Source organism: Aliiroseovarius sp. ABM4_368 (assembly GCF_056161205.1).
In genome coordinates, this window is sequence record NZ_JBSWYR010000019.1 from 1 (window position 1) to 815 (window position 815).

The following is an 815-nucleotide window of genomic DNA, read 5'->3' on the forward strand; positions in this document are numbered from 1 at the left end:
GGTACTGTCAAAGGGATTCCGGTTGAAGCGGGCGGGGTGCTGACATAGCGTCCTTCTATGACAGAACGCTCTCCATTCAAGTACTTCAAAACCAGCCCCGAGGTTATACGCTTGGCTGTGATGTTGTACGTCCGGTTTCCACTATCGCTTCGCAATGTGGAGGACCTCCTGCACGAGCGCGGTGTCGATGTCAGCCACGAAGTGGTCAGGTATTGGTGGCATCGATTTGGTCCGATGTTCGCTTCTGAGATCAGGAGGCGACGCATCTCAGGAATGAAATCCAGTAAGTGGCGTTGGCACCTGGATGAGGTTTTCGTGAAGATTAATGGCGAACGGCACTATCTGTGGCGTGCCGTTGACCACGAAGGTGAGGTGCTCGAGAGCTATGTTACCAAGACGCGCGACAGGAAGGCTGCGCTGAAATTCCTAAGAAAAGCAATGCGCAAGCATGGGCGACCGGAAGTGGTCGTGACGGACAGGTTGAGGTCGTACGGAGCTGCGATGAAAGAAATCGGCAACGCCCACAAGCAGCAAACCGAGCGTTGGTTGAACAATCGAGTTGAGAATTCGCACTTGCCTTTTCGACGAAGGGAACGGGCAATGTTGCGTTTCAGGCGCATGCGCAGCCTACAGAAATTCGCCGCCGTCCATGCTTCAGTCTATAACCTCTTCAACTCAGAGCGCAGCCTCCTCTCCAGGCCAAATTTCAAGTTGAACCGTGCCGCCGCTCTGGCCGAGTGGCGCCAACTTTGTGCGGACTAAAGGGCAGTTACACTGTCCTTGCTCAGACGAGTTCGAATTAGTCTGACAGCACC

General features: G+C 54.2%; 1 protein-coding gene. It reads left to right on the plus strand.

Going from position 1 to position 815, the window contains the following annotated elements; genetic code table 11:
• Window positions 1-57: 57 nt before the first annotated feature.
• Complete coding sequence (locus ACXAH3_RS16440; protein ID WP_474863349.1) at window positions 58-762, plus strand: IS6 family transposase; 705 nt, start codon at window positions 58-60, stop codon at window positions 760-762.
• The last annotated feature ends 53 nt before the right edge of the window (window positions 763-815 follow it).